We start from the raw sequence: 24,853 nt of genomic DNA, 5'->3' as shown, positions 1-24,853 counted from the left end.
TTAAAACCGTAACTTTCTTTAAATAAATTCGCTTCATTATGCCAGATTCTTATGAAGAAATTGCAGATGCAGAATTAAAAAAGTGGCAAAAAAAAATGCTGCGAAGGCCTTCTTTGTTTGATAAATTTTCCAAAAAAATTCAAACCAAAATCAATTCATGGATTCCGGAAAAAGTGCATAAGGGAATAACCGAAGTGATTAAACAAATGATAAAAGGAGTTCTCTTTGGCGCAAAATATGCCACAGCAAAACCATTACTGAACATGAGTTTGCTGGTTCGTGAAAATATGGTCCGAAAGAAAATTGAAAATTATAAAACTACCGCTGCCGTCGAGGGAGGCGTTACAGGCGCAGGAGGAATTTTACTTGGTCTTGTTGATTTTCCTGTTCTGATTGGTATCAAAATCAAATTACTTTTTGATATTGCATCACTTTACGGATTCGATATCAATGATTATAAAGAAAGAGTTTACCTGTTGCACATTTTTGAACTCGCTTTTTCCAGTGATTCACATCGCCGTGATGTTTATTTGAAAATGATTGATTGGGAAAACAAAACCAAAGAATTACCTGAGGATATTAATCAGTTTGACTGGAGAAATTTTCAGCAGGAATACCGCGATTATTTAGACATTGCAAAAATGGCACAGCTTATTCCGGTGATTGGCGCTCCTATTGGTTTTGTGGTGAATTCACGCCTAATAAAAAAATTAGGAATAACGGCGATGAATGCCTACAGAATGCGATTGATAAAATAAAATAAGAGAGATAACAGCTATGCCTACACGAAATTTTATGCCCATAATAAAATTTTTAGCTGCTATGAATTTTTATAAATTTAAACTTCAAAAAATATAACTATGCCTCCAAAAGTCAACTGGCCTGAAGCGATCAAACCCCTGATTGAAAAATATAAAGGGAAAAAACATCCATTGGATTATGAAAATACTTACCAGCTTTTGGTAGGAGTAATTTTATCAGCCCAGGATTCCGACAAGCACATTAATCAGGTAGCTCCGAAATTGTTTGAAGCCTTTCCGAATATGGAAGCGCTTTCTCATTGTACACCCGAAACTTTATTTCCTTTCATTGGGTCGGTGCGCAATTACGCGAATAAAACAAAGTGGCTTATTTCATTGGCGCAAAAAATACAAAATGACGAAAATATTCCGCTCACCCTTGATGAACTAACAGCGCTACCGGGTATCGGAAGAAAATCTGCTAATGTGATCAAGCGTGAAGCCGGCGCGCCGGCAGAAGGAGTAATGGTTGATCTTCATGTGGTGCGTGTTGCGCCCCGTTTAGGAATTGCGTCCGGTACGGATCCGAAAAAAATTGAAAAACAAATCATGGAAACGTTGCCGCCCGAAGAATGGGATGCCGGAATGGCCATGTCATTTTTAGGGCGGGAAATCTGCCGCCCAACTCCAAAATGTGAAATCTGCTTAATGAAAAAAGTCTGCAATTATTATCACACCGTATTTTTAAACTCAGTAAAGCAATAAATAATAAGAATTCTTATTTTATTTTTCTGGTAAAAAATCAATCCATATAATTCTGGTTGCGACAATTTCTCAAGTCCAGAGGATTCAACTTACTTTTGCAGCATGATTGCAATAGACGATATTCTGATTAGCGACCAGGTAGTGCAAGAGCAATTTGTTTGCGACCTCAACAAATGCAAAGGCGGCTGTTGCGTAGATGGTGATGCAGGTGCACCGCTTGAAAAAAAAGAATTGGAGCAGTTGAATGCCGTTTATGAGAAAGTGCTTCCTTATTTGTCGGAAGAAGCAAAAATGATAATTGAAACTGAAGGTAAATATGTGTTTGACGCCGAATTTGGCTGGGTAACTCCTACCATTAGCAACGGCATGTGCGCCTATGGAATCACAGACAAAAAAGGTATTGTAAAATGTGCAATAGAGAAAGCATACAATGAAGGAAAAATATCATGGAAAAAACCAATAAGCTGCCATCTTTTTCCGGTAAGAATCAAAAAAACAAGGAAGGGGGATTTGGTAAATTATGAACCCCGCGAAGGACTCTGTGATCCGGCCTGCGCTCTTGGAAAAAAATTAAAAGTTCCGGTTTATCAATTTTTAAAAGAAGCGCTGGTACGAAAATATGGCCCGCATTTTTATGATGCGCTTGAAGCAACTGCAACACATTTAAACAATCAAAACAACAGTTTATAAAATATCCATATCATTTCTTATGAAGAAACTTTATCTTTTATTTTTTTTATTTATTAGTTTAATTCTCCATTCCTGTTCGGTAAATCATGCTAAAATCAATGATGATTTAAAAAAGTACTTTGATTCATCAAACGTAGAAGGATGTTTCGCTATGCTCAATAACCAGATGGGCGACATTACTGTATATAACATGAACCTTGATACCCAAAGATTATCAACCGGCACTTCGTTTAAAGTTATTGAAACGCTGATTGGAATTCAGACAGGCAGAATCACTAACGAAAAAACTACTTTGGGAAATGATTCTTCTTCGACTAAAAATGTAACCCTGCAGCAGGCTTTTCAAAATAATTCTATTCCCTATTTCCAGGAACTGGCAAGGCAAATAGGAAAAGATACGTTGCAGATGTGGCTCGACTCTATCAGTTATGGCAACAGCAAAATTACTTCCGCAGTTGATACCTTCTGGCTTAACAATGATTTGAAAATTTCACCCGATGAACAATTAGGTTTTTTGAGCAAATTGTTTTTTGAACAATTGACATTTCAAAAATATGCACAGGAAACCGTGGCTAACCTAATGAAGAAGGAAGACACTTCATTGTATAGTTTAAGCTACGCCACCGGCCTCGGCATAGACGAAAAAAATAATTCATTTGCGTGGAACCTTGGATGGATAGAGGAAAACAGGCACATTTACTTTTTTGTAACTTTCATAAGAACACCGGTTAAATCAATCAATACTGAAAATAGAGTGATTGAAATATCCAAATCCTGCCTGAAAGAATTAGGCTTTTTCAAAGGCCAGAAATAGGATTTGTTAAATTGGATGCCGCTTCAATCAGAATAACTTTTTCATACAGGAATTTAACAGTAAAGGAACAAATCAATCACTTTTTCATTTTTAATTTCGCAGGCTGAGATGCTTCATTTTCAATACATAGAATATTTTATCGCCTTGGCTGCCATTCCTCTGATGATATTTTTTTATGTGCAATTGAAAAGGTGGAAAAAAGCTACCAGCAAAAAAATTGGAGACCCGGCATTGGTAAAGGAACTTACAGCGGATTATTCTCCTAAAAAATTTTATACCAAATTTGTTTTAATCCTTATCGCATTTGCGCTATGTGTTATCGCAGTTGCAGGACTTGTAACACCTGACAACAATCAAAAAATTAACCGCAAAGGAACCGATTTAATGATTGCGTTAGATGTAAGCAAAAGTATGCTGGCACAGGATATAAAGCCCAGCAGATTGGAACGGGCAAAACAACTTGTATCTACTATAATCGATCATTCACCGGATGATAGAATCGGGCTGGTGATTTTTGCCGGACGGGCTTACTTGCAAATGCCTTTGACAGTGGATCACGACGCTGCCAAAATGTATTTAGCATCTGCTTCACCTGCAGATGTGCCCACACAGGGAACGGTGATTGCTGACGCGCTCAAAATGTGTGAAGCGTCTTTTAATCCAAATGAAAAAACATTTAAATCAGTATTACTTATCAGCGATGGTGAAGACCACGATAACGATGCCATTAAGCAGTCAAAAAAATTGGCAAAAGCAGGCATTATGGTGAATACAGTTGGCATTGGCTCACCGCAGGGCGCACCTATTTTAGACCCGGCCACGGGTCAATATAAAAAAGATGAGAAAGGCCAAACTGTAATTACAAAGCTGAATGAAAGAGAATTGGAGGAAATTGCAAAGGACGGCAAGGGAATTTATCAACTATACACCAACACAGAAACAGTGGCCTCTAACATCAAACATCAATTAGCCAATATTGGACAAGAAACGGCCACGAGCGACGGCTTATATATTTCATTTAAACAATACTTCCAATATTTTTTAGGCGCTGCTTTTTTATTGCTGCTGATTGAATTTTTTATCTCTGAAAGAGAAGGAAAAAAATATAAGAAAGCCGTTGCGGTAATAGCGCTTTTGTGCATCAGCCTGCCTTCGTTTTCGCAGGATACAAAAGATGTTATCATCAAAGGAAATAAGGCATACAACGAAAAAGATTATACTGCCGCAGAAAATGCTTACCAAGAAGCTTTAAAAAATTCAGATACCAACTCAACGGCCAGCTATAATTTAGGCAATGCGTTGTATAAAAATAATAACACTGAAGAGGCCATAAAATCCTATGACAATGCCATCGCATCTACGCAAAATAATTCAATTAAGCAAAAAGCTTTCTATAATAAAGGAGTTGCTTTGCAGGCTGCCAAAAAACTGCCTGAATGCATCAGGGCTTACGAAAATGCGCTGATTTTAAATCCTGGTGATGAAGATGCGAGGCAAAATTTACAACGCGCATTAAAAGAACAACAAAAGCAACAACAGCAAAATCAGGACAACAAAAAGAAACAGGATAAGAATCAGAAAAAACAACAGCAACCTAAAGATCAGCAAAATAATAACCAACAAAAAAACAAGCAGGAGCCGAAACCTTCTCCATCCAAATTATCAAAGCAGGACGCTGAAGAAAAATTAAAATCGCTACTCGAAAATGAAAAGCAATTGCAGGATAAAATGCATAAAATGAAAGGTGCACCGGCGCCTGATAGTCCTGAAAAGGATTGGTAGATAGCTGAATTAAGGTCGTATTTTTGCAATAAAATTATTACTTCAGATATATGGAACTCTTTGCTGAATCATTAACCCAATATAAAAGATTAAAAACGCTTGAAGTAAATGTTGGCGGTTTGCTGATTGGGAATTATCATCCCATCCGTATTCAAACGATGACAACAACGGATACGATGGACACCATCGGAACGGTGGAACAAAGTATCCGGTGCATCGAAGCAGGCGCAGAACTAGTACGCATTACAGCACCTTCAAAAAAAGAAGCTGAAAATTTATTGAATATAAAAAATGAATTGCGTAAACGCGGCTACAATACACCGCTGGTGGCCGATATTCATTTTACGCCAAATGCCGCTGAAATCGCTGCACGAATTGTGGAGAAGGTGCGTGTGAATCCTGGAAATTACGTTGATAAGAAAAAATTTGAGCTGATAGAATATACCGATACAGATTACCAGGAAGAGATTGAAAGAATCAGGACCCGGTTTACACCGCTGATAAAAATTTGTAAAGAGTATGGGACTGCCATGCGCATCGGCACTAATCATGGTTCGCTGAGCGACCGCATCATGAGCCGCTACGGTGATACGCCGATTGGCATGGTTGAAAGTGCGATGGAATTTTTACGAATTGCAGAAAGCGAAAATTATTACAATATTGTGCTGAGCATGAAGAGCAGCAACCCACAGGTGATGGTGCAGGCTTATCGGCTTTTGATAGAAAATATGCAAAGCGAATTGGGGCATTGTTATCCGCTGCATTTGGGCGTTACAGAAGCTGGTGATGGCGAAGATGGAAGAATAAAATCCGCTATCGGCATTGGCACTTTGCTGGAAGATGGAATTGGAGATACCATCCGCGTTTCGCTTACGGAAGATTCAGAATTTGAATTACCCGTTTGTAAAAATATTGTAAAGCGCTATGAGCCTTCTAAAGTCAACCTTCAGAAAAATAATGTCCCGCCAATCAAAAATTTTTCACCATTGAATATAACAGGCAGGAATACACGAAAAACATTTTCCGTACAGAATATTGGCGGCAAAAATGTTCCCGTTGTTATTGCCGACTTTCACAAAAAAGAAGGAATCAACCGCGAAGATTTAAAAGACATCGGTTACCGCTATAATTCTTCTACAGACAAATGGAATATCAGCGATATGGCCGCCGACTATATTTTTTGCGGAGATAATGCGGTTGACTTTGCGTTGCCGGGCACTTTACAATTGATTTATAATTATGAATTATGGAAATCATCTGTTGATAAAACAAAATGCTTTCCGATTTTGAGTGAGCAGCAATATGCAGATGATTCTTTTGACAAATCCACTTCTCTCAATTTTGTAACGTTGGATTGCTATTCAAAAAATTATCCGCCATTTGATAAAGAGAAATTCTTTGAAAAAATAAAAAATGACAACGCGGTAGTGTTGTGTCTAAGTTCTGAAAATACGAATGCAGTTCAAAGTGTGCGTCGAATGTTTATTGAATTGAATGAAAGAGAAATAAAAAATCCGGCAATTATTATTTGCGACAGTGAAAAAGAAACTATGGATGAAAGCCTTATCCACTTTGCAATTGAGGCTGGGTCGTTATTAATTGACGGCTTTGGAAATGGAATTTGCCTGGGCGATCATAATGCCGATAAAAACCTGTCTGCCGGTAGGCAAGGTAAGATTCCGGATTATAAATTAATGAATTCAATTGCCTTTGGGATTTTACAGGCATCGCGTACAAGAATTTCAAAAACGGAATTTATCAGTTGCCCATCTTGCGGCAGAACCTTATTCGACCTGCAGGAAACAACAGCCAAGGTGCGCGCCGTTACACACCATCTAAAGGGATTAAAAATTGCTATTATGGGCTGTATCGTAAACGGGCCCGGAGAGATGGCTGATGCGGATTTCGGTTATGTAGGCAGTGGCCCGGGAAAAATTACCTTGTACAAGGGCAAAGAAGTGATCAAAAGAAATGTACCTGAAGCCATTGCTGTGGAAGAACTGATAAATTTGTTGAAAGAAAACAATGCGTGGGTAGAACCGGCTGTCGCAATGACTGTTTAATTAATCTGCAGCAGAAAGATAAATAAAGCGGATTTTTATTTTTGCATCATCATTTTAATTAAGTCAGCAATCCCAATAATTTTTCGGCTATTCCTAACATCTCCTAATTTCTCAAAATTTAGGAGTTGCGAAATTTGAATAATTGATTTTGATTAATTTTCAGTTTTTAAAAATCTAAACATTGCAAACAGACTTCCTCGTTATCGGCAGCGGCATAGCCGGGCTTACCTACGCATTAAAAACTGCGCGCGAATTTCCTGATAAAACCATTACAGTTCTTACCAAAACCAATAGTGAAGAAACGAACACAAAGTACGCCCAGGGCGGTGTAGCGGGCGTTACCGATTTTGAAAATGACAGCTTTGCAAAGCATATAGAAGACACTTTAATTGCAGGCGATGGCCTTTGCAATCCTGAAGTGGTTGAAGTTGTGGTGAAAGAAGGCGTGGAAAGAATCCGCGAAATCATTTCATGGGGCGCTGATTTTGACAAGGAAATTTCAGGGGAATATGCATTGGGAAAAGAAGGCGGCCACAGTGAATTCCGCATTCTTCATCATAAAGATGTAACGGGAAAAGAAATTGAAAAAACATTGTTGAAACAAATTGCCAACTATCCGAACATACAATTAATTAATCATTGTTTTGTGGTGGATATTATCACCCAGCATCATCTCGGATATCTGGTTACCAAATCAACTCCTGATATAGAATGTTACGGAGTGTATGTATTGAATCTTCATGAAAATAAAATTGATAAAATTCTTGCAAAGATTACACTGCTGGCTTCCGGTGGAAACGGGCAGGTGTATCGCACAACAACCAATCCTTCTATTGCAACAGGTGATGGCGTAGCGATGGCCTACCGTGCAAAAGGACGAATTGAAAATATGGAGTTCATCCAGTTCCATCCAACTGCCTTGTATGAAGCCGGAAAAAGCGGCCAGGCATTTTTAATAACCGAAGCGGTGCGTGGCGATGGCGGGATTTTACGAAACAATAAAGACGAAGCTTTCATGATAAACTATGATGAGCGAAAAGATCTTGCACCGCGCGATATTGTAGCCCGCGCTATTGATAGCGAAATGAAAATTGCAGGAACTGAATTCGTTTACCTTGATTGTACGAAAATGGATCGTGAAAAATTCCTGCACCATTTTCCTAATATTTATGAAAAATGTCAATCAATGGGCATTGATGTTTTCAAACAATTTATCCCGGTAGCTCCGGCTGCGCATTACAGTTGCGGCGGAATAAAAGTGGATGAATGGGGAAGGAGCTCTATCAAATATTTATTTGCATGTGGCGAATGTGCCAGCACTGGTTTGCATGGCGCCAATAGGCTTGCAAGCAATTCTCTTTTGGAAGCGATGGTGTTTGCGCATAGGTGCTTTTTAGATTCAAGAGAAAAAATTGATGCCATTCAGTTTGAAGAAAAAATACCTGACTGGAATGCGAGGGGAACCAATGTGCCCAAAGAGATGATTCTTATTACACAAAGCTTAAAAGAGCTGCAACTGCTGATGACAGATTATGTGGGAATTGTAAGAACCAATGTTAGACTCGAACGCGCGATGAAAAGGTTGGATTTACTGCATTTGGAAACAGAAGGACTGTATCAATCCACCTCCGTTTCGCCCCAGCTTTGCGAATTGAGGAACCTGATTACTGTCGGTTATTTAATTGTAAAAAGTGCGCAATTCAGGCATGAAAGCAGGGGTTTACATTTCAACACCGATTATCCCGGGAAGAGTGAGCTGGTGCAGAATATTGTGTTGTGATTTGGCATTCTACCAACAGTAAAGCAACCTGGCTGCCAGTAGATAGACAAATTTGTCATTTTTATTTTAGAAAGGTTATAATAAAAAACCCGGCCATTTTACTGGACCGGGCTTATCTGGCAAAACGTTCCGGAATTCCGGAAAGTCTTCGATAAAAATGTTAGTTAGCTAAAAACTATAGCGTAAACCAATTTGCATATACCATAAATTGGAGGTGCTCTTATCTACCTGGAATGGAGTTTCTACTAATTGTTTATTATACTCGCTCCATGTAAAAGTTGGCGCCTGATTTACAACACTTTTCATAACTAATGGGTTTGTAATTGTTGTGGTTTCAGTATAGCCAAAACCTTTTGTTTTATTAGCTATTAAATTGCCAAGATTGAAAATGTCCATGCTAAACTCTAAATCATGTTTTGTTCCGCCTGCTGTTTTCAAATAGAAATCCTGCAGGAAACGAAAATCAACCTGGTTAAACCATGGAGCTTTTTGTCCATAACGGCTCACATAATGACCTTTATTATCCGATAAATATTTGCTGTTAGATACATATTGATCGTAAGCTTGCTGCTGTTGCTGAACAGTATAGGATCTTGTTGCGATTACGTTTCCTTTTGAATCTTTATCTGTTACTTTGTAATCTACAAATGGTACATCCGTTCCCTTTGGATATATGTAAAGCAATTCTGAATTTCCATCTCTTACTATTGAACCATTAGTCACATAATTAATAAGGTATCCGTTGCTTCCTGTGTAAACCAAAGAAAATGTAGAAGCAAAATGCCTTGCATAAGCAAATTTATAAGATACATTAGCGATTATTCTGTGTGGAATGGCGTATTGAGAATTATCTAACACCTGGTCGTTGGGGCCATTTACATTAGCAATAGATTGCCATGCAGAACTTGCCCGCGATCCGGGATTGGGACTCACTTCTTTTGCTTGTGTGTAAGTATATGCCAGGGAACCATACAATCCATTGGTAAACGATTTAGAAACCTGGGCAGTAGCTGAGAACGCATAACCCTTATGCGTATTTTCAAGAACTATGGGTGTTCCTAAATTTGGGTAATAAGTAGGTGTTGAACCAGGGTAATAATACCTTGTATCTGGCCCTGTATATTTATCAGTTGGAGGTTTAAGATTAGGATTTCTCATTACGACGGCGTTGATATCTTTAGTATAAATTAAATCAACCGTAGCTGTGAAACCGTTATCTAATTTTTTATCGATACCGATATTGCTTCTCCATACCAATGGGAATTTAAATTTAGGATCAATCACCACAAAACTTTGAGGAGGAGTGGTTGTATTTGGAGTTTTAGAGAATTGGCCAGCATACGCATCCGGATTAGGGTCAAATTTAGTAATGCCCAAAGAATCCAAATCTTTCTTAGTATTATAGAATACCGCCCTTTGGTACATTCCATTATTTGATGGCATGTTCGTTAAAAATACATAGGGAATCCGGCCGGTAAATAAGCCAGTTCCACCTCTCACAGTGAGACTTTTATCCGCCCCCACTGTCCAGTTAAATCCCGCACGCGGTGATAAAATCACATTGGACTTTGGCCATTTTCCTGTATTGTAATTGGTCATGTGGCCATCTGCATCAGGCAGAGATAAAGCATCAATTGAAGGGTTGTCAATCGGGTTTTCGGGGTAATACGGTTTATCAAAGCGTATACCATAAGTGAGCTTAAAATTATTCCTTATTTTAAATTCATCCTGAACATAAATGCCTACTTGCCCAATTTTAAGATCGGCAGAATAAACAGCCGGCTGGCCGGGAACCAAAGAATAAGTATAACCGTAATAGCTGGGCTGAAGCTGATTTAAAAATGCTCCAAGACTATCAAATACATAATGGCCTTGTGAACCTCCCATAAACATATTCCGTATTTGCTGATATTCATAATTTATCCCGGCCGTAATTGTGTGGCTTCCTGAATAAACGGTAAAATTATCAGTTATACTTAAATCTTTTCCATCAAGAACATTATTATTAGTAAAAGGGTCGGTTCCCAAACTGATGTAGTTTAAACCTTGTCCATTAAAGATATCAACTGTTGGGAAAACTTTACCTCCGGGAATAAAGCGTGTATCATTTGTCTTGGTATAAGTAGCAATAAACTGATTTGATATTGTATTGCTAAAACGACTGTTTAATTCAAGAGATCCTGTTCTTACTATATGATCAGTACCATAATTAGAATTGCTAAAGCCCATTGATTGTGTTCCAAACCTATTAACAGGTAATCTTGAAAGCCCGCTCGATTGCCCTGTCACAAAGATTTTACCATTTTGAGGAACACTGCTTCCGTTTAATGGGCTCATATCACTTCCCTTAAAGTCTGTATATTTCACGGTCAATCTGTGCTTGTCACTTATATTCCAGTCAATTTTTCCCAAAAGCTTTGTGTTTTTCGACTCAAAATTTGGAAAGCCGTCATAAGCTCCCGGATCATAATTATATGTGGATTTTACAAAATCATATACTGCTTTTAGGTCTTCTATGCTTGTTGTGGACTGGGTTCCGCTATTTTTAGAACCAGTTGCAACATAGGTAATGCCCGGAACAGATCTTGTTTCATGTTCGGCATTTACAAAAAAGAATAATTTGTCTTTAATGATCGGACCACTTACGCTGCCTCCGAAAATTTTATTATTTAATGGAGTTTTTGTAATTTTTTGGCCATCGATTTTTGAACCCATCATATTTTCATTTCTGAAATAATGATATACGCTTCCATGAAAAGTGTTTGTTCCGCTTTTGGTTACGGCGTTTATTCCCGCACCGGTAAACCCAGACTGACGCACATCGAACGGGGCAATATTAACTGAAACTTCCTGGATCGCATCCACAGATATTGGCGATGGGCCGCCACCGGGAGTAAGGTCAGAACTTAATCCAAAACTGTTATTCAAATTGGCTCCGTCAATCTGAAGATTATTATATCTTCCATCTCTTCCCGCGAAACCATTACCATTTGCCTGTGGGGTAACTCTTGTATAATCGCTCAATGACCTGTTAATCGTAGGAAGAGTTGCTAACTGAGAAGTAGTAACAATTGTACTTGCACCTGTTTTTAATGACTTATTACGAGAGCCCGACGCGGAAATAACAACGGCTTCGAGACTCTGATTAGACTGAGACATATTTATAATAAGTTGATGAGGCTCCCCTAACAGTAATGAGATATCATTGATTGTTTGTGTAGCGTATCCCACAAAACTTACGGTAATGGTATAAGGACCTCCAATTCTTAAACCTGGCATATCAAATAATCCATCCTTACGTGTGAGCGTGTTGTAAACGGTCCCTGAAGGAACATGTTTTGCAGAAATGGTAGCTCCTGCGAGTCCTGCTCCTGTATTGTCTGTCACTTTTCCTGTTATACTACTTGTTGTCACCTGTGCATTCATTACGAAGGGCAACAAAAAAGCGACAAGTAACAAGGGTAAGATTCTTTGTATTTTCATATAGCTTGATTTTTGAGCCGCAAAGGAAATAAAAATTACTCTAAATGCGGTTTGGTTTTTATTAACATTTGCAAGGCAACAATTGGCTATCTTTCGCTGCACACGTAGGTTAACAAATTACAAAGAATGAGCTTGCGTTTTATCAGATGAAATATAAATTGTTTCAATACATAGCTCATTCACAGCAGATAAGGCTGTAATTAGCAGAAATAACCTAATGGCGGAAGGCAAAATAATTTTTCTAAACCCAGGCACTTTACTGGGTGCGGCTGACGGTTTTAAAATCGTTACTAATAGTAGCTGCAACTATTCCGGCTGTATCTTTTTTTTCATAAGTCATATTTACATGAAACCGGCAACGGTAGAGTTTTTTTTCAGGCTCTGCGAAGTAAACAACATCTCTGACGGTTGCATGAACACCGGCTTTCAAAGTACTGTCCAAATAATTATTCATCGTTTCAATGAGCTTGCTTTCCAACTCTTTTCCTGAAAGCATTTTTGGCTTGCACGCTGAAAATAAGAAAGCAACAATAAAAAGTAGCGAAATAATTTTCATGGCAGTTTTTGAATTAAAGATAATTAAAAGAAAAAAGAATCCAGCGCAATAAGAAATTGCCCCTGATAATTTACCTTATGATCATTACAGTCCCTCTGTACAACTTTTTTCTCCGTTTGGTATCAATAATATAAACATACAGGTCTGACGAAAGCGGCTGGCCTTTAAAAGTGCCGTCCCACGGAGAAGAGTATCCTGTTGAAAAAAATACCAATTGTCCGTAGCGGTTATAAATCCTGACTTCACATTTCAAATATAAACTCAGGCCGGCAATTCCCCAGGTATCATTCAATCCGTCATTATTTGGTGTAAAAGCATTTGGGATCTGTGGCTCAGGCAAAAGTTTTACCGCTGCCAGAGAGCTGTCTTTACATCCTCCTGTTCCGGTAACGGTAAGCGTATACTGAATATCTTCAGAAGGAGTAGTGGTTGGTTGAATAACGTGGACATTATCTAAATACAACGAAGGATACCATGAAAAAGATAAGTCAGTGCCCGATGCAGTAGCCGCTAATTTTCCGCTTTCGCCTTTTAATAAATAGAGAGTTGGCCCGCCATCCACCTGCGGAGGAGGGATGATTGACACCACCTGAGAAGCGGAATCGCGGCAACCATTTGAAGCAGTAAAAGCATAAATAATGGAATTTTTTGTCCCGGTAACTTCTTGTGGATTAAAGAATCCATTTTCCGAAACGCCATTTCCCTCAAAAGAAAAATTGCCCGTAAAGCCAGGTGCGGATGCATAAGGCTTGATGGAAATCTGACGTGCATTATTACAAACTGCCGGAATGGAATCAGTAACAATTTGGGGAGATTTGAGAATTTTTATCGTTTGGGTCATTTCATTTTTGCAAGAGATTCCGGAATAGGCTATCACTTTTATATTGAAAACGGAATCGGCAGCCATTTGAGCTTGCGGATAAATATGATTATACGATTTCCCGCTGACGGGTGTTTCATCGATCTCAAAATTCCCGTTTGAATCTCCCCAGGCAAGTTGCAATTTTGTAATTTGACCAAAATCGACTGTCGATTTATTAATCAGAACAACCGGAGTGTTGCTGCATAATGCGGTTGGATTTTCAATTTCAAATACCGATTTCGGAACCGCGCCGTTCACGGTAAATATTTTGCTGACGCTGTCCACGCAGCTTTTTTCATTGGTAACTTTCAAGGAAACTGCATAATCGCTGGCTTCAGAATAATGATGCGAGGGGTTTTGAAAAAAAGAAGAATCAGGATTAGAGCCATCCGCGTTATCATCTCCAAAAGTCCATTGATATTTGAAAGGCAAAGTTTGGTCATCTTCTGTAAAGCTGCTGTCTTTAAAAGATGCCACGGCATCAAGCAGGCAAATTTCAGGACTGATAAAATTGACCTTGGGTTTTGGAAATACTCTTATAACAACGCTATCCATAGAAGCACAACCGGGATTATTGGCAAAAGCAGTTTTTACAAAATAAGTTTTAAAAACAGATGCCGCCGAATCATTTTGAAGCGTAACCAATGGCGCTGAGGCACTGGTATTATTTAATCCTTCAGAAGGCAACCACGAATAAGTATAGGAAGGATTGGGCGAACTACCCACCTGCAACGTATCGCCGGGGCATCCGCTTTGGGCGGGGCCTGCAACTGACGGTGGCATTTCAGTATATACCACTACATTTTTTATTGAATGATTATCATGGTAACCGCCGGTGCTTGCCGTAAGGCCAAGATAGCCCGTAAAATTAAATTCCTGGTGAGCGCTCACCATAAGGCCGTCATTTACATACACATCAATATTTCCCTTGTCGTAAATAATTTTTGCATGGTTATATGAAGAAGAGCGGATAAAAGAAATTTTGCCATCTCTGTTATCTCTTGTAGGTTGCGTGGTACATTCATTGTAGCCGTTTCCCCACCTGATTTCAACTTTGGGCATATCCTGGTGAATGGTGGCAGGATTCGGAGGAATGCAATTGTTCCATGTGTCAAAACAAATTTTTAAGCCATTGGCTGTTTGAGGAATTCCAAGTCCTGCACCCGTAACAAAGCCCACCGGGGGTACTTCAAGAAAACAAAAGGCGATTCCATCAGCGCCATCACCATCGTACATTCTAAAATCAAATTCAGCTTTCCAACGGCTGCAAACTGCAAGATTAATGGGCTGATTAAAAAATACGGCTCCGCTTGGCTGGTTAAGAGCGCAAAGCATCAGCTCAGAATTATCCGTGCCGGTTACATTGGTTACAAAAGCGCCTCCCTGGAGGTTCCAGCCGGAAGTGTTCATCGGCGAGCCGGATAATTTTGCAAAAACATAATTCTGGCCTGATAATTTGCCGGAAAAAAGGAACAGCAAAACATTAAATAGAACACTTTTAATAATAAAATTACATCGGGAAAAAGCCACAAATCGTTTTATAAAAATGAGGAGTAAATGTACAGCTTATCGACGTCAAATTTTCATCTCTGACAAATGCAGTAAATTGAAAAATAATTCTCATTTTGCTTACCCGGCGCATGTCAGAAAACATCATTTTATTTATTGCTGCAACACTTTACTGAGCCCGATATTCTTGTATTTATCATGGGGGTGCCGCCGTATGTTTTTTGAAGAAAAAAGAGTTTTAAACATTTTAAAAAGCCACTACAAATATTGCTGCATTTCTGATTGGTATTGCTTTGCCACCTTTGCAGCTTCTTTTGCAAAATTTGCATCATGGCCTGCATAAATAACAGCACGGGACGCATTTATCAGCAAACCTCCCTCTTCGGTTAAACCATATTTGCACACTTCAGAAAGGCTGCCTCCCTGGGCGCCTACACCGGGGATAAGTAAAAAATGAGAAGGAATGATTTTTCGAATAGAAGAAAGCTCCACTGCCTTCGTAGCGCCTACTACAAACATCAGATTTTCCGGCGTGCCCCATTGGCTGGTTTTACGAATCACTTCTTCATATAAAAAATGATTTCCGATGTGCTGCTGCTGAAAATCTTCGCTGCCTTTATTGCTTGTTAATCCTAAAACTATGGCCCATTTATTTGGGTAGTTCAAAAATGGCTTTATGCTATCGCTGCCCATATAAGGCGCTACCGTAACCGCGTCAAATGGTATTGTTTCAAAAAAGGCTTTTGCATATTGGTCAGAAGTGTTACCGATATCCCCGCGCTTGGCATCAGCAATTTTGAAATGTGTACCGGGAATATAATTCACTGTTTTTTCCAAAGACTCCCATCCTTTTGCGCCTTGCGATTCATAAAAGGCTGTATTGATTTTATAAGCTACACACCAATCGTACGTGGCATCAATAATTTGCTTGTTGAATTCAAAAACCGCATCAGGCGAGGCTTTCAAATGCGAAGGGATTCTGTTAATGTCGGTATCAAGGCCCACACACAGTAATGTTCTTTTTCTTTTTATTTCTGCAATTAAAGAATTTCTATTCATCTGTTAAGCACATTTCTTAGTAAAAGAATAAATAACCCGGATTTTTATTTTACGGTTTTCGTTTAGCCATTACCGTTAGTACCTGCAAAATCTTTTAAGATTTTACCAAATAAAAAAACTTCTTCAAAAGTATTGTATAATGGCACAGGCGCTACACGGATGATGCCCGGCTCTTTCCAATCAGCAATTACGCTGTTTCTATTTAAAGAATCAAAAAAGCCTTTTCCATTTTCCGGCAGAATCAAAGAAACCTGGCAACCGTGTTCCTGCGCATCCACCGGGGTTAAAATCTGCACTAATTCCTTTGACGCAGATTGGTTGATTTCATTCAAAATAAATAAAAGATAAGCGCTCAATTTTTTTCCTTTGGCTACAATATTTTCAAAGTCGGCCTTTTCAAAAATATCAAGGGCCGCCTTGTGAGCCGCCATGCTTAAAATATTTGCATTGCTTAGTTGCCAACCTTCGGCTGTGGGCATCGCATTAAACGCTCTTTTAAACTGGAACCGCTCATGCTTGTCAGTTCCCCACCACCCCGCCAATCTCGGAAGCGATTTATCCGTAACATAACGGTGATGGATAAACGCACCTGCTACCGCGCCCGGGCCTGAGTTTAGATATTTATATGAACACCAGCAGGCAAAATCCACTTCCCAATCGTGCAATTTTAATTCAACATTCCCCACGGCGTGGGCAAGGTCAAAACCGCAATAGGCACCGGCTTTATGCGCGGCATTAGTAATGGATTTCACATCAAAAAACTGCCCGGTTAAATAATTAACACCACCAATAAAGACCAACGCTACTTCTTCAGCATTGTTTTCAATTGCAGAAATAATATCTTCATTCCGTATTATAAATTCTCCTTCCCGTGGCGCTACTTCAATAAGTGCATCTTCAGGAAAAAGGCCATGGAGTTGCAATTGGGAGTCAATAACGTAATAGTCAGAAGAAAACGCCCCACTTTCACAAATGATTTTATAGCGTGTATTATCGGGCCAATAAAAAGTAGTAAACATCAGATGTAAGTTCACTGTGAGCTGGTTCATCACTACTATTTCTTCAGAAAGCGCTCCAACAATCGGCTGTAGCTTTTTAACGCAAGCCTCATGAAAATTTGCCCAGGGATTTTTTCCGTAGAAATGGCCTTCCACGCCGTAGTTTGCCCAGTGCTCCATTTCATCCAACACGCTGTCCTGCGCGGTTTTAGGTTGCAAGCCTAATGAATTTCCATTGAGATAAACACAATCTTTTCCATTGAGAATAGGGATATAAAACTGGCTGCGAAAAATTTTTAGAATATCTTTTTCGTCCTCACTTTTTGCAAACTCCATCGTATTTTCAAAATTCATTTTCAGGATATTTGTTTGTTTACTGTTATCATATTTAATGTTCCCGGATTGACACCAACATATTGCACTTCATTATTTTCACATGATGCATTTTCCGTTTCCTAGAGATAAATGTGAATATTTGCTTAATTTAAAAATGATAAAGTTACGCAACGATTACCGCGCCATTAAAAAATTGTTGCCTGTAAAGATGCCATGATGAAAGAAGCTGAATATTATTATACCGTGGAAAAGGCTGCCATTGCTGAATTTAAGGACCGTGGCAGTAAATTTATTGCCTATTCTTTCCCTATAAGAAATACAACTGATTTTAAAAAAAATCTGCAGGAAATAAAGAAAGAGCATCCCAAAGCTTCGCACCATTGCTTTGCATACAGACTGGGAACCGATGGAAATAATTTCAGAGTGAGCGATGATGGCGAGCCTTCCGGCACCGCAGGAAAGCCTATCCTTGGCCAAATAGATTCCAAAAAGCTGACTGATATTTTAATTGTTGTTGTGCGCTATTTTGGAGGAACTTTATTGGGTGTTCCGGGGTTAATCAATGCCTACAAAACATCAGCAGCGCTGGTGTTGCAATGCACGCATGTGGTTCAAAAAGCAGTGCAAATTAATTACGAGCTACAATTCAATTATACCGAAATGAATGAAGTAATGCGCATTTTGAAGCAATTCAATTGTACCATTCTTAAAAATGAGATGCAATTATTTTGCAGCATTGAAACGGGCATTCCCCGCAATAAAATCAATGAAGTGATATCTGCATTGAAAGAGGTAAAAAATTTGGAACTTCATTTTAATAAATAAGTTTAAATTTATATATGGAAAAGAAATATCAAACCTTTTGGAGTTTTTATCCATATTATTTAACGGAGCATAAGAACCCCGCGAGCCGGGCGCTTCACTTCACCGGCACTCTATTAATTTTTGTTTGCATCATCCTCGGAATCGTTACCGGTAAATGGTTTTGGTTTATCATCATTCCGCTTTGCGGATACGGTTTTGCGTGGTTCGGGCATTTCTTTTTTGAAAAAAATAAACCAGCCACTTTCGTTTACCCGCTTTATAGTCTGGGGAGCGATTTTGTGATGTTCTGGCACATACTTTCCGGACAAATACATAAAAAATTAAAAGAAGCGGAAGAAAAAGTTTAATTCTCTGAACAATTAAGCAAGATCTTCAAATTGTAAAAGTTCATATTAAAAATATAATTTAATGTTGCAGGCTGTTGTTATCCCTCAATCATGCATCAATTAAGAATTCACTATTTTCAGCACGTTCCCTTTGAAGGCCCGGGAAGCATACAGGAATGGAGTATCAAGAATGGCCACATTCTTACCTCTACTAATTTTTACCTCAATGAAACGCTTCCTGATTTAAATAGCATTGACTGGCTAATCATTATGGGAGGGCCCATGAGCGTAGATGATGAGAAAGAATTTCATTGGCTATCCAAAGAAAAAATTTTCATAAAAAATGCTATTGAAAAGGGAAAAACTGTGATAGGCATTTGCCTGGGTGCACAGTTAATCGCACAAATTTTAAGCGCAAAAGTGTATCCGAACGGGCAAAAAGAAATTGGATGGTTTCCTATCCTGCTGACAGAAAGAGCAAAACAACATCCGTTATTCAAAGGCCGGGATAGCGAGGTTACTGTGTTTCACTGGCACGGGGATACTTTTGAGCTTCCGGAAAATGCAATGGCTATCGCCAAATCGGAAGCCTGCACCAACCAGGGATTTATCTATAATCAAAATGTACTGGCATTTCAATTTCATTTGGAAACAACAAAGGAGAGCATTCAACAAATGATTGCAAACGGCAGGCACGAATTAACGCGAGGGCAATATATCCAGCAGGAAAAAGAGATAGAAAATCAACAGGAATTTTTTGAAAAAAATAAAAAATTCCTGTTTTCAATATTGGATAGGTTAACAAAAATAAATGGCAAACAACATTAATTATCTGAACCGGTCGCTCACTATTCTATCTTTACTTCCAACGGTATACTTATAAAATCCCTCACCGGTTTTTACGCCCAGTTTTTGTGCGTGCACCATGTTAGTAAGCAATGGGCAAGGCGCATATTTTGAATTGCCAAAACCTTCAAATAAAACCGTTAAAATAGCATGGCAAACATCCAATCCTATAAAGTCAGCTAATTGCAGCGGTCCCATTGGATGCGCCATTCCAAGTTTCATAACGGTATCAATTTCCTCTACGCCTGCTACATTTTCATACAAGCTAAAAATGGCTTCGTTTATCATCGGCATTAAAATCCGGTTAGCGATAAAACCAGGATAATCATTGACAACGCACGGAATTTTCCCAATTTTTTGTGAGATAGCAATAATTGTGTCGGTAACTTCTTTTTGGGTGGAATAACCATTGATAATCTCCACCAGCTTCATCACCGGTACAGGATTCATAAAATGCATTCCAATCACTTTTTCGGGGCGGTGCGTAGCAGATGCAATTTTGGTAATGGAAATGGAGGAAGTGTTGGAAGCAAGCAGGCAACTTGCTGGCGACAACTCATCTAATTCTTTAAAAATTTTTAGCTTTATACTTTCATTTTCTGTGGCGGCCTCTATCGCCAAATCACATTGCGACACGCCGCGTTCGATAGAAGTAAATGAAGCAATATTCGCTAATGTTTTATTCTTCGTATCTGCTGAAATAATATTTTTTGCAAGCTGCCGCTCCAGGTTTTTTTCGATAATGTTGAAAGCCTTTTCCAATTGCGGCTGTGAGACATCGATAAGATTTACGGAAAAATTATTTTGGGCAAAAACATGTGCGATGCCATTTCCCATAGTGCCTGCGCCTATCACAGCTATCTTTTTTATTTCCATACCATCCGTTTAGCCAAAGATAAACGAAAAGCAAACGTTTTAGTTTGCAGTGTATTTAAGGCAGCAAGAAGTGCGGGAGCTTGAGGTGAATTTATCCTCAGATATTATTTCTGGGTTGTTTGTTACTGTGAAAAATTTAGTAGGCATTTCTTTCCAGGAAATCAGCGACCTCAATTACGGCTTTATTTACCTTTTCTTTATTAATAATATTTTGCGGAAGGATGGAAACCCCGTTGAAAATATTATAGTGCAGCGTCAGAAAAAACTTCTTGTATTTGAAATCCCAATCCAATGTATCGGCATCGTCTACCTGGTTTAAAAACTTTACTTTCAACTCGTCAGCCAGTGTGCCAGCTATTGAATAAAATTTGGAGATGCCGCAGTTGTCATCTATAACAGCTTCTGTGCCGCCATATTTTGTTTTTAAATGATAACACATAGGTTTCGTTTTTAAAAGGGATAGAAATCTTTACTCATTAAATTTTTTAGCTTTTTTGGCGGCTTTGATTGCATCTTTATCTCCCGATAAAATTCTTTCAGCGCCAATATTTTTGCCATTTGTGGGGCATCCATATTTTTCATACCGCCTGAAAATGGAACAGCCCGAAAATATATATCCACAAATCGCAAGTATCAATATTGTCTTTTTCATGGGTTAAAACAACCTTTAGAAATCAAAATAAAAATTTGAATTATTTATTCGTTTACTTGATTACATCAAATCTTTGCTGCAAGGCTACATCCCATGGCCATCCTTCACCTGTTCTTCTTTTCCAGTAGTGTACCATCCGGCGTAGAATAAATAATTATTGGCAATTCTTTCTATCTCACCTTTTATCAACTGTTCAGAAATCTCTTTTATTTTTTTTGCAGGAACGCCTGCGTAAATACTTCCCGGTTCCACCATCGTATTTTCAAGAACTACAGCGCCCGCAGCAATAATGCTGTTGGCTCCTATTACAGCATGATCCATTATAATTGCCCCCATTCCGACCAACACATTATTTTCTATAACGCATCCATGAACGATTGCATTGTGTCCGATGCTGACATTATTTCCAACAATGGTTTTTGATTTTAAATAGGTGCAATGAATGACTGCGCCATCCTGAACATTCACCTTATTGCCAAGCCTTATGGAATTTACATCTCCGCGTAGCACTGCATTGAACCAAATGCTGCAATCGTCGCCCATCACCACATCGCCGCAAAGCGTTGCATTTGGAGCTATAAAACAAGTTTTACCCCAGGAAGGATTGTTTCCATTTATTTCAAATAAAAAAGGCATTTGACTGAAGATTTAATTCACCATTTACCAGTGAGAAGTAGGGTCGAAGCAGGCTACTTTTTTAACCATGATTCAGGATTAACATTATTACTTTCCTGCATCAAGATAAAATCAACTTCGCCATTACCATCATCATTTACGCCGGCCTTACCAATCACTTGCCCGGTTTTTACCTTATCGCCACGCTGCACACTTGCAGAAGCAAGATTACTATAAACCGTAAAATATTTTCCATGTTTGATAAAAACCACCTGCTTATCATCCATATAATTCACCAATGTAACTTCACCCTCAAATATGGATTTTACAGGCGCTCCTACTTTTACGCCAATGCTTACGCCCGGGTTGTTATAATCAATTCCGCCGGGATATTGGTTTGGTCCGAAATGAGAGATTACATATCCGTCAGCGGGCCATGGAAGCGCGCCTTTATTTTTCTCAAAACTGGCATTCAATTCTCTGTCTGCTTCACTGCTTACCAATACACTCCCTGAAGGAATAGAAGAGGCAGGCTTGGAGGCTGTGGCAGGTTTGTCAGACGCGGCATTACTTTTATTATTCTTTGCCGCTGCGGCCAGTCTTTCTTTTTCCTTTCGGGCGGCTTCTGCCTTAGCCCTTTCTATTTCGCGCCTGATCATTGCCGTTATCGCATTTTTGAGCTTTGCATCCTGCTTCCGCTTTTCTCTCACCTGCGCTGAAAGTTCTTTTTGCCGCCCTTTTAACTGGTTTACTATCGAGGCTTTTTCTTCTTTTTGTTTTTGAAGTTTTTCGAGTTCTTTGTCTTTTTCATCCAGCACATCTTTTTTCTGCGCTTTCATGCCAGACAATTTCTGGATTTTATCTTCAAGCAAAGCTTGTGTCTTCAATATATTCTCCGCCTGCATTTCCCTGTAGTTCCGGTAAGATTTTAAATAGGCAATACGTTTGATAGCATCGTTAAAGTTGTTTGCCGCAAAAATAAAATTCAGGAAATCATAATTGCTCCTGTTTTTATACGCATACACCATGCTTTTCGCATACTCTATTTTTAGGGTATCCAGGATTCTCTTGATTTTGTTGATTTCCAGTTGGGATAAATAAATGTTATCACCCAGCTTTTGAATTTCGCCGCTGATGTTGCGTATAACATTATCCTGCAGGTTTAATTTTTTGTTGATGAGACTAAGCTGCCCAACATTCACCTTAGTTGTTTTTTGCGTTTCAATAAGCGCTTTTTCTGTAGCCTGAATTTCCTTTTTTAAATCCGCTCTTTGTTTCTCAAGTTGATCTTTGGTAGGTTCCTGGGCCAGGGCAGCTATGGTACATAAAAAAAATACAAATGTTGCAAAAATTTTACTGGGCATTTATGCAAAGATTTTTAAACTATTATCGGTCAATATCCAACCATGTGACGGTTGGCTTGAAAGTAACAATTATTTCGTTTTATAATTATGTGGAATGCTAAAAGGAAATGATAATTCCTTGTTAAACTCATATTGTTTAAACTCAATAGAAACATCCACTTTAGATTTTTCTGATACATTTATTTGCCTTTCAGTCGCAAAATTGAGCCCTGAATTTTTTTCATAACCGCCGTACAATAAGGTAGCCGTACGGTTTCGGAACACATCAAGATCGTCCAGTTTTATTTGCTGTAGTTTGTTGGTATCTGCTGAAATGGTTGTAAGGTTCTTGAAAAAAGATCCAATTGTACCAATGATAATCTGATTTTCAGTTCGGCGAAAGGAAACAACACTATCGCCTTCATAAACAGGGTTGCCGATTAATATATTTTGAAGCAATGTGAAGTTCATTGGGATATGGGCAAAACTTTCTATAAAACTAAACGGATGATATTCTACCGTTTTATCCAATTTATTAAGAAGTATTATGGAATCGGGCGTAACGTACAACCTGAAGGCTTCAATGCCCAGGAAAGTAGCATTGACAGATACCCAAAGTGCGCTATCTTTTTGCAACCGGATAAACGCATTAAAATCAGGCTGCTTCCCATTTTGATCTTCGTACTGCACTTTTGCTTTTGCCGAAAAAGTCTGAAAATTAATTTCATCGTCGCTTAAAACTGATAATACTTCTTTTGCTGCAGATTTATAAGAAGAACTGTCGCGGAGAATTACAGAACTCGCATGGCCGGAGCTATCCTTTATGCTGATATTGCTGCGAAGGCTTTTGGTAGAACGGCAGCCGGTTGCAACAATTAAAAATAATACCACTGTAAAAATGACGCTATGCGATTCCATCCGTTCCTTATTTTAAATTTATGCTTTCCCGGTATGGCCAAAGCCGCCGGTTCCTCTCGTTGTTGCCTGAACCTTGTCTACCGTTTTCAAAATTGCTTTTTCCACTTTTGCCACAATCATTTGCGCTATGCGCTCACCGCTATTTATTGTATGGGGTTCTGCAGATAAATTTACAAGGATAATTTTTATTTCGCCGCGATAGTCGCTATCAACTGTTCCGGGAGAATTTAAACAAGTGATTCCATGATTGATAGCCATTCCACTTCGCGGCCTTACCTGCACTTCATATCCCTCCGGAATTTCCAGAAAAAGTCCCGTCGGAATTAGTTTTCGTTCCATCGGCTTTAAAATCACCGGTTCTGGAAGCCAGGCGCGCAAATCCATGCCGGCTGAGCCCGCTGTGGCATATTCGGGAGTAGGGTTATCTGAGGTGTTTACGACTTTAATTTCAACATGATGCATAGAAACAAAGATAAAAATGAACGAGAGCGGATAAAATAAATTATTTATTTATTGCTGTTAACAACACAGTTGCATAGGCCGAAATACCTTCCCCGCGGCCTACAAATCCCATTTTCTCTGCAGTGGTAGCTTTTATTGACACCTGCCCTGTCTCAAGGTCCAAAATGCCCGAAATGACTTTCTGCATTTGAGATGAGTAGGGTTTTATTTTTGGCAATTCAAGGCATATGGTCGAATCAATATTTCCTACCTGGTAGCCAGCATTGTGAATTAAATCCTTTGATTTTTTCAATAAAATTTTGCTGTCAATATTTTTATAAGCCTGGTCAGTGTCAGGAAAATGAAACCCAATATCGCCCAGGCAGCAGGCGCCAAGCATGGCATCACAAATGGCATGTAAAAGCACATCGGCGTCGCTGTGGCCAACAGCGCCTTTCTCGTGTTCAAGCTTCACACCACCGATCCATAACTCGTGGCCGTAGGCTAATTGGTGAAAATCAATTCCGAAGCCGGTCCTGAAAGGCAACATTAAAGGCATTATATGGTAGTTTAG

The 24,853-nt window shown here is 39.0% G+C and carries 23 protein-coding genes; 10 read left to right on the top strand and 13 right to left on the bottom strand.

The annotated features are described in order from the left end of the window. Positions 1-38 precede the first annotated feature (38 nt). The 7 genes from EFY79_RS08435 (at position 39) to nadB (ending at position 8,634) form a co-directional block, all read left to right on the top strand. Positions 39-758, top strand: a complete 720-nt coding sequence (locus EFY79_RS08435) for an EcsC family protein (protein WP_123120254.1) — start codon at positions 39-41, stop codon at positions 756-758. A 102-nt stretch (positions 759-860) separates the two neighbouring features. Next, a complete protein-coding gene (locus tag EFY79_RS08430) occupies positions 861-1,505 on the top strand; it encodes an endonuclease III domain-containing protein (RefSeq protein ID WP_123120253.1) in 645 nt (214 codons plus the stop codon). A gap of 102 nt (positions 1,506-1,607) precedes the next feature. Next, on the top strand, positions 1,608-2,195 hold the full coding sequence (locus EFY79_RS08425; RefSeq protein ID WP_123120252.1) for a DUF3109 family protein: 588 nt from the start codon (positions 1,608-1,610) through the stop codon (positions 2,193-2,195). 19 nt (positions 2,196-2,214) lie between these two features. After that, complete coding sequence (locus tag EFY79_RS08420; protein WP_123120251.1) at positions 2,215-3,009, top strand: penicillin-binding transpeptidase domain-containing protein; 795 nt, start codon at positions 2,215-2,217, stop codon at positions 3,007-3,009. Positions 3,010-3,117: 108 nt separating this feature from the next. Then, a complete protein-coding gene (locus EFY79_RS08415; RefSeq protein WP_123120250.1) occupies positions 3,118-4,791 on the top strand; it encodes a VWA domain-containing protein in 1,674 nt (557 codons plus the stop codon). Between the two features lie 50 nt (positions 4,792-4,841). Continuing rightward, positions 4,842-6,854: a (E)-4-hydroxy-3-methylbut-2-enyl-diphosphate synthase gene (gene ispG / locus EFY79_RS08410; RefSeq protein ID WP_123120249.1), complete on the top strand. Its 2,013-nt coding sequence runs from the start codon at positions 4,842-4,844 to the stop codon at positions 6,852-6,854. A 181-nt stretch (positions 6,855-7,035) separates the two neighbouring features. Continuing rightward, positions 7,036-8,634 (top strand): L-aspartate oxidase, encoded by a 1,599-nt coding sequence (nadB, locus tag EFY79_RS08405; RefSeq protein WP_123120248.1) that lies wholly within the window; start codon positions 7,036-7,038, stop codon positions 8,632-8,634. A 168-nt stretch (positions 8,635-8,802) separates the two neighbouring features. Here nadB and EFY79_RS08400 read toward each other — a convergent pair whose 3' ends face one another. The 5 genes from EFY79_RS08400 to kynU form a co-directional block, all read right to left on the bottom strand. Then, positions 8,803-12,117, bottom strand: a complete 3,315-nt coding sequence (locus EFY79_RS08400) for a TonB-dependent receptor (protein ID WP_148041879.1) — start codon at positions 12,115-12,117, stop codon at positions 8,803-8,805. Between the two features lie 256 nt (positions 12,118-12,373). Next, positions 12,374-12,673: a hypothetical protein gene (locus EFY79_RS08395; protein WP_123120246.1), complete on the bottom strand. Its 300-nt coding sequence runs from the start codon at positions 12,671-12,673 to the stop codon at positions 12,374-12,376. Positions 12,674-12,743: 70 nt separating this feature from the next. Next, positions 12,744-14,945 carry a T9SS type B sorting domain-containing protein gene (locus tag EFY79_RS08390; protein ID WP_148041878.1) on the bottom strand — a complete coding sequence of 734 codons (2,202 nt, stop codon included), beginning with the start codon at positions 14,943-14,945 and terminating at the stop codon, positions 12,744-12,746. Positions 14,946-15,302: 357 nt separating this feature from the next. Then, positions 15,303-16,103: an orotidine-5'-phosphate decarboxylase gene (gene pyrF / locus EFY79_RS08385; protein WP_123120244.1), complete on the bottom strand. Its 801-nt coding sequence runs from the start codon at positions 16,101-16,103 to the stop codon at positions 15,303-15,305. A 62-nt stretch (positions 16,104-16,165) separates the two neighbouring features. Beyond that, positions 16,166-17,455, bottom strand: coding sequence for a kynureninase (gene kynU, locus EFY79_RS08380; protein ID WP_123120243.1), 1,290 nt, complete (start codon positions 17,453-17,455; stop codon positions 16,166-16,168). A 195-nt stretch (positions 17,456-17,650) separates the two neighbouring features. Between kynU and EFY79_RS08375 the strand changes: the two genes are divergently transcribed. From EFY79_RS08375 to EFY79_RS08365, 3 genes are all read left to right on the top strand, one after another. Continuing rightward, on the top strand, positions 17,651-18,262 hold the full coding sequence (locus EFY79_RS08375; protein ID WP_233577956.1) for a YigZ family protein: 612 nt from the start codon (positions 17,651-17,653) through the stop codon (positions 18,260-18,262). Between the two features lie 14 nt (positions 18,263-18,276). After that, entirely contained in the window at positions 18,277-18,609 is a 333-nt protein-coding gene (locus tag EFY79_RS08370; RefSeq protein ID WP_123120241.1) for a DUF962 domain-containing protein, read from the top strand. Between the two features lie 90 nt (positions 18,610-18,699). After that, on the top strand, positions 18,700-19,416 hold the full coding sequence (locus EFY79_RS08365; RefSeq protein ID WP_123120240.1) for a type 1 glutamine amidotransferase: 717 nt from the start codon (positions 18,700-18,702) through the stop codon (positions 19,414-19,416). On the opposite strand, the gene EFY79_RS08360 is transcribed toward EFY79_RS08365, so the two are convergent. From EFY79_RS08360 to ispF, 8 genes are all read right to left on the bottom strand, one after another. Next, the gene (locus EFY79_RS08360; RefSeq protein ID WP_199727493.1) at positions 19,417-20,310 is read right to left on the bottom strand and encodes a 3-hydroxyacyl-CoA dehydrogenase family protein; all 894 of its coding nucleotides are present in this window, start codon (positions 20,308-20,310) and stop codon (positions 19,417-19,419) included. It lies immediately after the preceding gene. Positions 20,311-20,446: 136 nt separating this feature from the next. Further along, positions 20,447-20,749, bottom strand: a complete 303-nt coding sequence (locus EFY79_RS08355; RefSeq protein WP_123120239.1) for a hypothetical protein — start codon at positions 20,747-20,749, stop codon at positions 20,447-20,449. A gap of 30 nt (positions 20,750-20,779) precedes the next feature. Further along, positions 20,780-20,962, bottom strand: coding sequence for a hypothetical protein (locus tag EFY79_RS08350; RefSeq protein WP_123120238.1), 183 nt, complete (start codon positions 20,960-20,962; stop codon positions 20,780-20,782). Between the two features lie 84 nt (positions 20,963-21,046). Beyond that, entirely contained in the window at positions 21,047-21,598 is a 552-nt protein-coding gene (locus tag EFY79_RS08345; protein ID WP_123120237.1) for a gamma carbonic anhydrase family protein, read from the bottom strand. 53 nt (positions 21,599-21,651) lie between these two features. Continuing rightward, on the bottom strand, positions 21,652-22,941 hold the full coding sequence (locus EFY79_RS08340) for a murein hydrolase activator EnvC family protein (RefSeq protein ID WP_123120236.1): 1,290 nt from the start codon (positions 22,939-22,941) through the stop codon (positions 21,652-21,654). A gap of 69 nt (positions 22,942-23,010) precedes the next feature. Beyond that, positions 23,011-23,838, bottom strand: coding sequence for a DUF4292 domain-containing protein (locus EFY79_RS08335; RefSeq protein ID WP_123120235.1), 828 nt, complete (start codon positions 23,836-23,838; stop codon positions 23,011-23,013). Positions 23,839-23,856: 18 nt separating this feature from the next. Continuing rightward, positions 23,857-24,300 (bottom strand): dUTP diphosphatase, encoded by a 444-nt coding sequence (gene dut, locus EFY79_RS08330; RefSeq protein ID WP_123120234.1) that lies wholly within the window; start codon positions 24,298-24,300, stop codon positions 23,857-23,859. Between the two features lie 40 nt (positions 24,301-24,340). Continuing rightward, on the bottom strand, positions 24,341-24,838 hold the full coding sequence (gene ispF, locus EFY79_RS08325) for a 2-C-methyl-D-erythritol 2,4-cyclodiphosphate synthase (RefSeq protein ID WP_317128036.1): 498 nt from the start codon (positions 24,836-24,838) through the stop codon (positions 24,341-24,343). Between the last annotated feature and the right edge of the window lie 15 nt (positions 24,839-24,853).

The sequence above is a fragment of the Hanamia caeni genome (assembly GCF_003721595.1).
Taxonomy (GTDB): Bacteria; Bacteroidota; Bacteroidia; order Chitinophagales; family Chitinophagaceae; genus Ginsengibacter; species Ginsengibacter caeni.
The sequence above is the reverse complement of the archived record's forward strand: the minus strand, read 5'-3'. Positions and strand labels throughout refer to the sequence as shown.